General features: G+C 63.6%; 8 protein-coding genes and 1 tRNA gene. 8 read left to right on the top strand and 1 reads right to left on the bottom strand.

Translation table 11 applies throughout. The annotated features are described in order from the left end of the window. Positions 1-85 precede the first annotated feature (85 nt). A tRNA-Lys gene (locus CAL12_RS21975) sits at positions 86-161 on the bottom strand. A gap of 457 nt (positions 162-618) precedes the next feature. On the opposite strand from CAL12_RS21975, the gene CAL12_RS21970 reads away from it, so the two are divergent. The 8 genes from CAL12_RS21970 to CAL12_RS21935 all read left to right on the top strand — a co-directional run bounded on the left by CAL12_RS21970 (position 619) and on the right by CAL12_RS21935 (position 12,507). Next, complete coding sequence (locus CAL12_RS21970; protein ID WP_086066559.1) at positions 619-993, top strand: nucleotide pyrophosphohydrolase; 375 nt, start codon at positions 619-621, stop codon at positions 991-993. Next, complete coding sequence (locus CAL12_RS21965) at positions 990-2,849, top strand: DUF2075 domain-containing protein (protein WP_086066558.1); 1,860 nt, start codon at positions 990-992, stop codon at positions 2,847-2,849. The genes CAL12_RS21970 and CAL12_RS21965 overlap by 4 nt, the downstream gene beginning before the upstream one ends. Positions 2,850-3,416: 567 nt before the next feature. Further along, on the top strand, positions 3,417-4,676 hold the full coding sequence (locus CAL12_RS21960; protein ID WP_086066557.1) for a nucleotide sugar dehydrogenase: 1,260 nt from the start codon (positions 3,417-3,419) through the stop codon (positions 4,674-4,676). Positions 4,677-4,726: 50 nt separating this feature from the next. Further along, positions 4,727-7,207 carry a hypothetical protein gene (locus CAL12_RS21955; RefSeq protein WP_086066556.1) on the top strand — a complete coding sequence of 827 codons (2,481 nt, stop codon included), beginning with the start codon at positions 4,727-4,729 and terminating at the stop codon, positions 7,205-7,207. Continuing rightward, positions 7,204-9,291 (top strand): glycosyltransferase, encoded by a 2,088-nt coding sequence (locus CAL12_RS21950; RefSeq protein ID WP_086066555.1) that lies wholly within the window; start codon positions 7,204-7,206, stop codon positions 9,289-9,291. The genes CAL12_RS21955 and CAL12_RS21950 overlap by 4 nt, the downstream gene beginning before the upstream one ends. Positions 9,292-9,326: 35 nt before the next feature. Then, positions 9,327-10,430: a polysaccharide biosynthesis/export family protein gene (locus CAL12_RS21945; RefSeq protein WP_232464597.1), complete on the top strand. Its 1,104-nt coding sequence runs from the start codon at positions 9,327-9,329 to the stop codon at positions 10,428-10,430. 1 nt (position 10,431) lies between these two features. Beyond that, positions 10,432-11,778 (top strand): ABC transporter permease, encoded by a 1,347-nt coding sequence (locus CAL12_RS21940; protein ID WP_086066553.1) that lies wholly within the window; start codon positions 10,432-10,434, stop codon positions 11,776-11,778. Positions 11,779-11,787: 9 nt separating this feature from the next. Next, positions 11,788-12,507, top strand: coding sequence for an ATPase (locus tag CAL12_RS21935; RefSeq protein WP_086066552.1), 720 nt, complete (start codon positions 11,788-11,790; stop codon positions 12,505-12,507). The last annotated feature ends 112 nt before the right edge of the window (positions 12,508-12,619 follow it).

Below are 12,619 nucleotides of genomic sequence, written 5' to 3'. Positions count from 1 at the left end.
GCCATGCGCGTCAAGCCTGCAAGCCCCGGAATGCAAAAAGCCCACCGCGATCGGTGGGCTAAGTGCGGGTACTGCGAAAGAATTCTGGTGGGCTGTGAGTGGCTCGAACACTCGACCTACGGATTAAGAGTCCGCTGCTCTACCAACTGAGCTAACAGCCCGCTTGGGTATTCCCGGATCGGGTTTCCCTATACTGGCGACGCGTCACCAGTGAAGAGGGAAGAGTATACACAGATTTCTTCGCTCGATCAAATTGGCTGCGTGCCGCACCTTGGTGGCTGCCTCGAAGTGTTGCGCTCACACGGTTGGCGGCCTCAGCAGACAGGCCGACGTGTCAGTCCGACTCCATCCACCATAATTCACTATAAAAGCCTATAAAACCCCTGCCCGCCTCGGGGCAGCCGGCCCACCCTATGCATGCGGCCATCTTCCAGCCTGCGGCCGTCGCTCACTGGCTGGCGGCGCCGGGGCCCTCCAGGTCTACGGCGCTTCCGCTGCGGTGTCAGGGGGGCTTGCCGCTTTTCGACGCGGCCGGCAATTGCCGAAAAGCCCGGGCGCGGCGGTGTATCAGATGCGCTTCGCGGGTGGTTAAAATCAGCGGTCAAAAAGGGGCCGGATATGGCAAAGAGTTTGGTCGACGTCAACGGCGCAACACAGGCGTTAAGGCAATTCGCCGAAGAGCGGGACTGGGAACAGTTCCATTCGCCCAAGAACCTAGTGATGGCGCTGGCGGGTGAAGTCGGTGAGCTGACGGAAATCTTCCAGTGGACGAGTGAAGCCGACTCGTATGCCGCCGCTACAGCTCCCAAAACCGCCAATGCGGTGCGCGACGAAATCGCCGATGTCGCCCTGTATCTCATTCGGCTCGCCGACGTTCTCGGGGTGGATCTCAATGCGGCCATCGCCAGCAAGCTTGCTTCGAACGCCGCCAAATATCCCGTCGAGGCATCGCGGGGAGTCAGCACCAAGTACGACCAGCTGAAAAAGTCATGATCGTCTATCAGGCCGATAAGAAAGGGTTCCTACTCGACTACGACGACCGCGATATTGAAGATCTTATCCATGCAAAGTACCAGGCGGCGACGAGTCGCAAAGTCGCCAAGGCCGAGATTCGATCGTGGCGCGAGTCGCTGGGCTACATTGCCCGCGTACTGCGTGATTCGGCTATTGCCGACGATGTGGGCGTGGCTGTCGAATTCATCCTTCCCCAGACGGCCAAGCGTATCGATGTGATCCTCGCGGGGCATGCTGACGACGGTTCCCGCCGTTTGGTCGTGGTCGAACTTAAACAGTGGTCATCGGTCGATGCCACGGATCGGGACGCGATGGTGCTGCTGCGCGGAAACGGTCACCCCGATCAGGTGCGCGTCCATCCCAGCTATCAGGCATGGTCGTACACAGCGTTCCTGGAGGGCTTCAACGAGGCGGTCTACGACGGCGGCCTTCAGTTGCGCCCGTGCGCTTATCTGCACAATTATGCCGCCGATGGCGTTATCGACGCCGTGCACTACCAGCCCTACATAGAGCGCGCTCCTCTGTTCCTCAAGGGCGATGAAGATCGCAAGCGGCTTCGCGAATTTATCAAACAGCACATCAGGCATGGCCGCGGGCGCCAGGTGCTTTTCGACCTTGAGAACGGACGGCTTCGTCCTTCGAAGGCCCTTGCCGATGTGGTGGACAAGCTCCTGAAGGGCAACAATGAGTTCGCGCTGATCGACGATCAAAAAGAAGTGTTCGAGGCGGCGAAGGCGGCGTGCCGACAGGCGAACGCTTCGGGCAAGCCTCGCGTCGTCATCGTTGAAGGCGGGCCCGGCACGGGAAAGTCGATCGTCGCGGTCAACCTGCTCGCTGCGCTGCGAGAGGGTTTGACCGTCAAGTACGTCTCGAAAAATGCGGCGCCTCGGGCGGTCTACAGCGACAGGCTTATCCAGACCCGTGAGAACGCGCATCTCGTAAATCTGTTTGGTGGATCAGGTTCCTTCACCGAAGCGGACCCGGACGCCTTCGATGTACTGGTGGTGGATGAGGCGCACCGACTCACAGAGAAGAGCGGTTTCTACGGAAACCTCGGCGTCCATCAGGTAAAAGAACTCATCGACGCGGCCAAGTGCAGCATTTTTTTCATCGACGAAGACCAGCGCGTGACGTTCAAGGATGTGGGTTCCAAAGCCGTTATCCGCGAGTTTGCACAAACGCGTGGTGCCCAGGTCGAAGAATATTCGCTGACTTCGCAATTTCGCTGCGCTGGCTCTGACGGCTACCTCGCTTGGGTGGACGATGTGCTGCAGATTCGCTCGACTGCCCACCAGACCCTCGACGGCATCCCTTTCGACTTTCAGGTGTTCGACGATCCAGCGACGCTGCATGCTGCGATTGAGGCCAAAAACGGGAATAACCGTGCGCGCGTGGTCGCAGGCTACTGCTGGCCTTGGAACAGCAAGAAGCACCCGCGTGTCAATGATGTGGTCATAGGCGATTATGAGCGTCAATGGAATCTGGACCAGGACGGAAGCTTGTGGATCGTCGCTCCTAACTCGGTTCAGCAGGTAGGGTGTATTCACACCTGTCAGGGGCTGGAGGTTGACTACGTGGGGGTAATCATCGGGCCCGACCTCGTGATGGGCAGTGATGGCGTTGCGTTGACTTCGGTACCCAAGGCCCGGGACAAGCACGACAAGACCATGAAAGGGTTCGTGAAAATGTCAAAGGAGAGGCCGGCCGAAGCTGCACTGCTTGCCGACAGGATCATAAAGAATACGTATCGCACCCTCATGACGCGCGGCATGAAGGGATGCTATGTCTACGCCGTTGATCCCAAACTGCGCGAATACCTCAAGGCACGCGCATAGGGAACGAGACCACACGTTTCGGGCCCTTCCAAAGACCCGATCCCTCTGTCTGTATTCGGCCAATATGGCCAACGTGAATTTCATTGGAACAAGCTCCTATGGCCTGAGGGCTCTGGGGCTCTTTTTCTCGCGGGGGGGGGCGCGAGCAGCAAGCATGCAGACCGCCCCGGGAATACGTTACGAATCTGTTAATAGGGATTGTTTGGCACTAATAAAAACTTTTAGAAATATAAGAACTACCTGTTTTTGTTGCGCCTCCTGTAATGGATGTAATTCATTTGGGCCCATCCGGGCCCCTTTAGGCCCGGGTCTGATTCATTTCCACAGCAATCAAAATTTTTAGAAAGAAAGATTGCTGAACCTTGCGTCTACATTTCGGCGGCTGGCCATTTGAAGGTCGAAAAATTTCCTTCGATGTCGTTCCCCTAAATCGGGGCGGCGTTGTCCAGGGCCGGCTAAATCAAACAAAAAGTTTCTGACGTATCTGCTCGTGTGTCTCCCACGGTGGAGATCCTGTGTCCACGACACGAATGAAATAGTGAGGTTCACGTGGTAAAGAGAATCGCAGTGTGCGGCCTGGGGTATGTAGGCCTGCCGGTTGCCGTCGCCTTCGCCCGGCGTTTTGATGTCATCGGTTTCGATGTGGACAAGCGCCGGATCGCGCGCCTGAAAGAGGCCGATGACTGGACTGGCGAAATCGAACGCCATGTTCTGCTTGATTCCACGCTCCGGTTTACGGATGACGTCACCGATTTGCAGGGATGCGACTTCTTCGTGGTCGCCGTCCCGACGCCCGTCGACGAGAAGTGCAATCCCGATTTTTCCTTGCTGGTGCGCGCCTGCCAGTCCATAGGCCCCGTGTTGCGTCCGGGGTGCATCGTCGTCTTCGAATCCACCGTCCACCCCGGCGCGACCGAGGAAATCTGCGGTCCGGAGCTGGAAAAGGCCTCGGGCCTGCGCTGCGGCATCGACTTCAAGCTGGGCTATAGCCCGGAGCGGATCAATCCCGGCGACCGCGAGCATCCGCTGGAAAAAATCGTCAAGATCGTGTCCGGGCAGGACGCCGACACGCTGGAGACCGTTGCCGGGGTCTACGAGAAGATCATCGAGGCCGGCGTGCACCGCGCCTCGTCGATCAAGGTGGCGGAGGCTGCCAAGGTACTGGAGAACACCCAGCGCGACATCAACATCGCCCTGATGAACGAGATGTCGAAGATCTGCGACCTGGTGGGCATCCGGACGTCCGAAGTGCTGGCGGCGGCGGGAACCAAATGGAATTTCCTGCGCTTCACGCCGGGACTGGTGGGCGGCCACTGCATAGGCGTCGATCCGTACTACCTGACGTCGAAGGCGCAGGAGTTGGGCTATCACCCCGAAGTCATCCTGTCGGGCCGCCGCATCAACGACGGCATGGCCAATCACGTCGCGTCGCGCGTGGTCCAGGTGCTGGCGCGCAACGGCCGCCTGAACGGCTCGACGCGGGTGGGCATCATGGGCATGACCTTCAAGGAAAACGTGCCCGACATCCGCAACTCCAAGGTGGTCGAGTTGTACAACGCGCTGGGCGAATACGGCATTACGCCCCTGGCCTGCGATCCCATGGCCGATGCTGCCCAGATGGAGCACGAGTACGGCATCAAGCTTACGGAGCGGCGCCATCTGAACGACATGGACGTGTTGATCCTCGCGGTCCCGCACCAGCAGACCATGGAGTCCATCTGGGACGACCTGCCGCAGCTTGTCAAGCGCGGCGGCATGGTGTGCGACCTGAAGTCGGTGCTGGACAGCAGCAAGCTCCAGCCCGATCTCCTGTACTGGTCGCTGTGAACGAGGGCGAAGGTCCCATCACCGTCGATCCATCAACAGAGGTGACCTGAATGACTGCTTTCACGATCGCTCCGGTGGGAACCTGCCGGATCCATACGCCGCTGCGCGACGCCGTGGGGCGCTACCCGATCAAACTGCAACTCGGGCGCAACTACGGTTTCGTGCACACCAGCGCGGAGGCCTTGCAGCAGGTGCGGTTCATGTACGGCAAGCGCGATATTCCCGCCGACGTACAGCGGCTCATATTCCGTCCGTCCAATGGCGAGCAGGCGCGCCGCGGCACGCACAAGCCGGCCGATCTCTACATGGTCGAGTTGTCGTCGCGCAAGTTGCTGACCATAGACGGCTACCCCATACAGTCGAATTACCTGGCGCGCCATTTCAGCGAGTTCTTCGCCGACCGGGGCCGGACCAGGACGTTCTGGTCGCTGGCCGCCGCCGATGGCCTGGCGGAGCGGCGCGCCCTGCTGGACAAGGATCCGGTGTTCAAGAGCCTGTCCGCGGAGGACCGCGAACTGCTCGCGCGCATCGTCAAGCGCGACCTGACCGACGACGAGATCGAAAGCGATATGCGCGAGCTCGTCGACCTGCTGGGCCAGGACAAAGTGGTGTTCGTCACGCATGTGAATGCGTTGACCCCCGACAACGCGCCCATCGAACAGCGGCAGCAACTGATCTCGTCCGTGGGCGCGGGCGCGCAGCGCATCGGCGTGCCGTGCTACGACCCCACGCCGCTGATGAACAAGATCGGCCAGGCGGACGCCATGGAAGACGGCGGGCTGGACCTGACCCACTACACGGAGCTGTTTGCCGAGCGCCTGTGCGCCGATTGGTACAAGGCCTTCATACGGCCGCGTATGGGTGCCTCCACGCCGGCGCCCACGGTGGCGAAACTGTCCGCCGACGACAGCGCCGAGCGCATCGAGAAGGTCTGGGAAGCGGGCGAATTGCGCGAGGCCTCCCGGCGCACGCGCGATGTGCTGCGCCGTCATCCCGGCACGCCCGACCATGTGCTGCTGCTGGCGCGCATACAGGGCGAGCTGGGCGATTACGAAGGCGCGATCGCCCTGTTGCAGAGCGCGGACGGCGAGATCGCCTCGGGCAGCAAGGCCGAGCAGATACTGATGCGCAATCACTTCGAATTGGGCCACCACGACGTGGCCTACTCGCTGGCGGCCGGCCTGCTGGGCGACGAGATCGAGACGCCGGAAATCCTGCGCATCGCGGCGATCTGCGCGGGCCAGCTGGGTAATGTCGACGAGGCGCTGGGCAGCTGGCGGCAGCTGTTCCGCATTTCGTCGCCTGACGATCCGCTGGCGACGGAGGCGGCCGACACCGTTCTGTCCATGCTGCAGGCAAGCGGCGAGATGGACGCCGCCATACGCTGGGTCGAAGAGGTCCGCGCCGCGCTGCCTTCGTATGGACGTGGTTACGCGGTGCTGTGGCGCCATCATCTGATGGCCGGCGACCGTGTCGCGCTGCGCGCGCTGGCGGCGGAGTTCCCGGCGCTGGCCGACGGCGATGCGCTGGAACTGGTCAAGGAAGCATCCTGGCGCGGCTTCCTGGTGGCCGCGGCCGGTCTGGCCGTGTCCCGCGGGTTGGTGAAGAGCGAGCAGGACGACGTCCGCGCATGGCTGCGCTCGCAGTCGGCGACGTGGGCCGAAGAAGGGGCCCGCGCGCTTGAAGAGGGGCGCTTGCGCGACGCGGCCGAACGCATCTGCGCGCACCGCCTGCTCGACCCGGACGCCCTGGCCGGCGTGCGCGCGCAGCGCGCCTTCGAACGTGCGATGCGCCTGGCCGTCCGCTCGGCGTTGCTGGCGGGCAATCACCAGGAAGTGATCGAACTGACGGACATCGCGCTCGATGCGCATGTCGATTTCCCCGAGCTGGACGCGATGCGCGGACGGGCGGCGGATGCGCTGGGCGACAAGCAGACCGCGATGCGGCATCTGAAGCTGGCGGCCGCCGAGGACGCCGCGCAGTTCAGTACCCGGCTGTATTTCGCCCGGGTGGCGTTCAGCGGCGGCTGGTATGGCGAGGCGATCGATGCCTATACCGCCGTGCTCGCCCATCCGTCGGCCGACCAGGGCGCGAAGGAAGAGGCCGAGCGCCAGCTCGGCCGCCTGGGCCCCCGATCGATACGCGCGGCGCGCGAGAAACTGGCCGCCGGCGACCATCGCGGCGCCTGGCAGCTGCTGGACCGGATTGCGCAGTCCTGGCCGGAAATGTCCGAAGTGGCCCACGAGAAGCGGCGCATCCTGGCCGTGCTGTATGCCGAGGCCCGCGCGCTGGATCCGTCGAGCGCGAGCGAACGCCTGGCCCTGGGCCAGCGGATCGTGCAGCTAGTGCCCGACGATGCCATCGGTCTGCGGCTCGCGGCGGTCGGTGCGATGCGCCTGCACCGTTTTGAGCAGGCCTTGCCTTACTGGGAAGCGTTGAAGTCGCGTTCCGAGAATCCGGATCAGTTCGATCACTACATCCAGCGGTGCCAGGTCTGGATCGAGAAAGCCAACCGTAGGAAGGCAGCATGAACCATCCAGCGGAAGCCGAGCATAAGGACAGTACCGACAGTACCGCCGAACTCCACCGGGTCCAGGCCCAGCTGGAAGAAATCGTCGCCGCGTCGGGCAGGGTGCAACTGGCGCAGGCCAATCTGGCGCGTGCCGAAGCGCTGGCCGCCGGACACATGGCCGACCCCAAGGTCCGCTATCTGGTCCTGCGTCTGAAGGAAGCCGCGGGCCTGAACGAAGGCATGTCGGAGCAGTGGAGCGCGCTGCTGCGCGATTGCCCGCAGGATCCGCAGGTCGTGCGCTACAGCGCGTCCCGCCTGGTCAAGGACCGTCACGTCGACGAAGCCCTGGAACTGGTCAACCGCTATTTTCCGGCAACCGCAAGGAATCCGGACAAGTTGTTCGCCAGGGCCAAGCTGCTGAGCGACATCCGGGCCTACGAGCAGTCGGATGCCCTGTTCCGGCGCCTGATCGCGCGGCACGGAGACCGTAACGTGCGCGTCGAGTTCGCCAAGCGCCTGCGCAAGCGTGGCCTGCTGGCGGACGCCTATGACACGATCAGGCCGGTCGCGGATCAACTGGCCCCTGGCAGCAAGGCGGCCGAGCTCGCCACCGCCCTGGCGAACGACTACGCGTTCTACCGGCGTTTCGAACCGGAAGAGGGCCTGGCGGGCAAGGACATCAGGATCGTGTCGATGAAGCACGCCATCCTGCATTTCCGCAACCGGTGCGTGGTCGAGGAACCGGCGGAAAACGCGGTCTCGATCGCACTGGTGACAGGTAGCCTGGGCCCGGGCGGCGCCGAGCGGCAACTGACCCGGCTGGCCGGCGAGCTGCACCGCATGGCCGCGTCCGGCGATCGCATGGTGGCGGCGGATCGCCGCCCCGCTTTCATGCGGGTGCGGCCTGAAAAGGTCGAAGTGCTGGTGAAACAGCACACCGAGCCTGCCGGGTCCGGCAAGAAGCAGGGCCTGGATTTCTTCCTGCCCGTGCTGGCCAAGGCGCGGATACCGGTCACGGAGATCAACGGACTGCCCGCGATTTCCACGTCGCATCAGACGGTCACCGATCCCGCCCTGAACCGCTTGCTCGAACAATTGCCGCCGCCCGTGCACTACGGCGTGACCCGCCTGGCGCCGCTGCTGCGCGAGAACGCGTTCGACGTCGTCAGCCTGTGGCAGGACGGAACCTGCCTGTTCGGCGCGCTGGCGGCGCTGCTGGCTGGCGTGCCCACCCTACACCTGGTGTTCCGGGGGCTGCCGCCCAATATCCGCAAGGACCGCTTCCGCGAGGAATATCCGGTGCTGTACCAGGCCCTCGCGCAAATTCCCGGTGTGCATTTCGTCAGCAACAGCAAGGCGGCGGCGCAGGAGTATGCAAAGTGGCTGGGCATCCCGCTCGAACGCTTTCATATCCTTTATAACGGCGTCCCTGAGTTGCCGACCGATACCTCGCCGGAAGACGAGCGAAAGTGGGAGGCCTTCGTGGCGTCCACGCCCGACGCCACCGAAACCATCGGCGGCGTGTTCCGGCTGGAGCCCGACAAGCGGCCGCAACTGTGGATCAAGCTGGCCGCGATGTACCTGAAGCGGCGACCGCAGGCGCGCTTCTTCATCGTGGGCGACGGACGCCTGCTCGACAACATGGTCGCGCTGGCGGACGAACTGGGCGTGGTGGACCGGCTGATGTTCGTCGGGCTGTCCAATCACGTCGGCTACTGGTATTCGCGCATGGATGCCAAGGTTCTGCTTTCCCGGTTCGAAGGCTTGCCCAACGTCCTGATCGAAGCGCAGCTGCTGGGGGTGCCGGTGGTATCGACGCCCGCCGGCGGCGCTGGCGAGTGCTTCGTCGAGAACGTCACGGGCCACCTGATCGAGGATCTCGATCATCCGGACCTGAACGAGGCCTGCGACAAGATCGAGTCCATCGTCGACCAGATGCGTGGAAACGAGGTATTGAAGCAGCACAGCCGGCAACGGGCGCGCGACCTGTTTTCGCTGAACGCGATGCTGGACAAGTTCCTGAGCCTGTGCGTGTCGGTGATGGGCATATCGCAGAACGATGAGCGTATCGCCATGGGACCCATGCGTTTGATGGAGGCGTGATGGTGGTCCGATCCAGGGGCAGGGCGGCGCCAGCGATGGCGCTGCTCGCCGTGCTTGCGCTGGCCGGATGCCAGCTTCCACGCTCCGGCCCGATGTTGAGCGAGATGACGTCGGCGCATGACGACAAGGACGTCATCGTCATGCCGGTGACCCGGGACCTGGCGCGCGAAAGCAATATGCCGGAGGTGATGGATTTTCCCGCGCCCTATCGTGACGCCCAGGACGTCGCCTTCGACGTCCTCGTCCCGGGCGACGGCATCAACGTCACGGTCTGGGAGCGCGACGGGCTGGGCGTGTTCGCCGCCAACGCCGCCGGCGCGAGCGAGCTCGGCACGCAGGAAATCGACCGGATGGGGAATCTGTACGTTCCCATACTCGGCCGGTTCAAGGCCGCCGGCATGACGCTGGCGCAGTTGCACGACGCCGTCGTGGCCCGCCTGAGCAAGCTGATCGTGGGTTCCGACGTCAGCGTGACCCGCGCGGCGGACGCGCGGGGGCAGATGGTGACGGTGCAGGGCAATCTGACCAAGCCCGGCATGTATCCCATCACGCAGACCACGCAGCGGTTGAGCAGCGCGCTGGCGCAGGCGGCGCCGGTGCAGACCAATCCCGAGCAGTTGGTGATCACGCTGCGCCGGGGCAAGCAGATCGCATCGGTGCGCCTGGCGGACCTGTATCGCAACCAGGACAACGACATCCTGCTGCGCGCGGGCGATGTCATTACCGCCCATGATGCGCGGGAGTACCTGACCGTGCTGGGCGCGGCCGGTACGCAGGGACGGGTCGCCATCAGCAAGCGCAACTACAGCGTGCTGGACGCGCTGGGCGATTCCAAGGGCCTGGACGACAAGACCGCGGATCCTCGGTCGGTGTTCCTGTTCACGCCGGCCAAGCCTGGCACGCAGGGGGCGCCGGACACGCTCCCCATCGTCTACCAGTTCGACCTGACGCGTCCGGAACAGGTGGCGTTGGCCGGCCAGTTCACCGTGCGCGAAGGGCAGGCGATCTATATCTCCGATGCGCCCTTCACCCAGGTGCAGAAGGTCCTGTCGGCCTTCCGCGTCACCATGAGCGCCGGCTTCAGCGCGACGCGTGCGATCGACAGCGATTCGGGTTCCAGCAACACGGTGAACCAGTAGCGTGTCGACGAGCAATGAGGACCGCATCAAGGACTGGCGCGCGCGCCGGCAGGATCGCAGCTATACGGTAGGGGCAGGCATCGCGGCCTGGCGCCTGGACCTGGCCGCCTTGTCCGACGCCAGCATATCGCCGGCGTCGGTGTTGACCCGGCTGGTCGCGCGGCTGCGCGGCCAGCGGCATGACAGCGTGGCGGCGCGACGGGCGGTGTACGAAGCCGTGCAGGCCGAGCTCGACGCCGAGATCGAGCGCAATGGCTACGCGGACACGTCGGCGGATTTTCCCCGGCGTCGCCTGCGCATCATGGTGCGCCTGCTGGAGTTGGACATCCGTGCGGGCGCCGATGTGTTTGCGCCGGGGTATATGCCGGCCAGGCTGGCGGCGGAAGACGAACGGCTGGGCCAGGCGCATGAGCGGCGCGAACGGCGGCGCCTGCAGGACGAGGCGCAAAGCGCGCGCCGCCATGCTTCGCGCAACGATATCGCGCTGCGGATCGAGCTGCCCGAGGACGAGGCGCGCGACCTGGCGATCCTGCGTGCGCGCCTGCGCGCCTTGCACGGGGCACCCGCGGGCCGCGACGTCGACCAGGGACGGCCTCGGCTGCGCACGCTGTTGCCGATGTTCGTCTATCAGCTGCGCGTGATGCACGGTGAGAGCCGGATTGCCCTGTTATGGGCGCTGGTCGGCCCGGTGGTGCTGCTGACGCTGATTTCGTCTCTGTATTTCCTGATGGGAACCCATTACATCCTGGGGATGGATGTGCCGACCTTCTCGCTGCTGGGGGCGACCACCTGGATCATGTTTCGCCAGATCGTCTTCCGCAGCAGCACGAGCTATGTGTCGGCGCGCGGCATGTTGAACTTCCAGGGCGTGACGCCGCTGATGGGGGCGGTGGTGCAGGCGCTTATCTATGTTTCCGTGTATGTGGTGGTGTTCGCCGTGCTGATCGGCGCGGGCAGCACGCTGGGCTGGATCACCCTGCCGGCCAGCTGGTCGGGCTTCCTGCTGTTCGTGGTGCTGATGGCCTTGGGCGGCGCGTCCGTCGGCGTGCTGTTCGGCGCCATTGCCACGGCCTGGCATTTTTTCCTGAGGCTGGCGCCGGTGATCGAGCGATTCCTGCAGATCTTTTCGGCGGTTTTTTTCGTATCGGAGCAATTGCCCGAGCAACTGAAACCCTACTTTCTGTGGTCGCCGTTCGCGCATGGCATGCAGCTACTGCGTTCGGCGTACTTCAACAGCTACAAGTCACAGGATGCCAGCTTGAGCTATTTCCTGACCGCACTGGTTTTCCTGGCGGTGATCTCGCTGGCGGCGGAGCGCCTGGCCCGCAGCAATGTGCAGCCGATGTGAGGAACCGCGATGATCCATTTGAATGGTGTCACCGACGAACCCTATGCCTTCGGCAGCCGGCAGACGCTGCTGGCCGGCGTCGATCTGGATCTGCCCGTCGGACGCTATGCGCTGCTGTCGCCCACGCCGGAGCTGCACCGGCAGGTCATCGACGTGCTGTGCCGCTTGCGTCCGCCGCGCCATGGCTACGTCAGGCACGACGGCAGCGTTTCCTGGGCGATCGGCCGGCAAGGTTTCATCCGCGGGAAGGCCAGCGGCCTGAGCATGATCGAGTTCGTATCCGAGATGTACGAACTCGACGCCGACGACACCGTGGAGCTGGTTGCCGACCTGGTCAGCGATCCCAAGTGGTTGTCCAGTCCCATGGAGCACTGGCCACTTTATGCGAGGCAGGAGTTCTCGTTCGCGCTGGCGCTGGCGCCCGCGTTCGATGTGTATGTGATCGAGGGGGCGATACCGTTCGAGCCTTGCCGTTTCACCCGGCTCTGGCTTGCATTGTTCGAGGAGCGCCTGGTAGGCCGCACGCTTATTTTTTCAAGTTATCGCCAGAACCAGATGGCGGACTATTGCTTCAAAGGCTTAGTGTATGAAGGAAGCACGCTCAGAATCGAAGACGACCTCGACGGGTGCATCCGCAAGTATCCGCCAAGACGATCCCGGAGCGAGTCCGGAAGCGCCGGGGAAGACGCTTACGGAAGCGGATTCGGCGACAGCCAGCTCGGTCTCTGAGGCCCAGTCGGAGGTCGAGCGCCGCGGCCGCGAGCGGCGCGCCGCGCTGCGCGCGCGTCGCCGCGATCGTCTGGTCAGTGCGCTCATCGTGCTGGCCCCGGTGGCGCTGGCC

It is taken from the genome of Bordetella genomosp. 8 (genome assembly GCF_002119685.1).
Lineage (GTDB): Bacteria > Pseudomonadota > Gammaproteobacteria > Burkholderiales > Burkholderiaceae_B > Bordetella_C.
The sequence above is the reverse complement of the archived record's forward strand: the minus strand, read 5'-3'. Positions and strand labels throughout refer to the sequence as shown.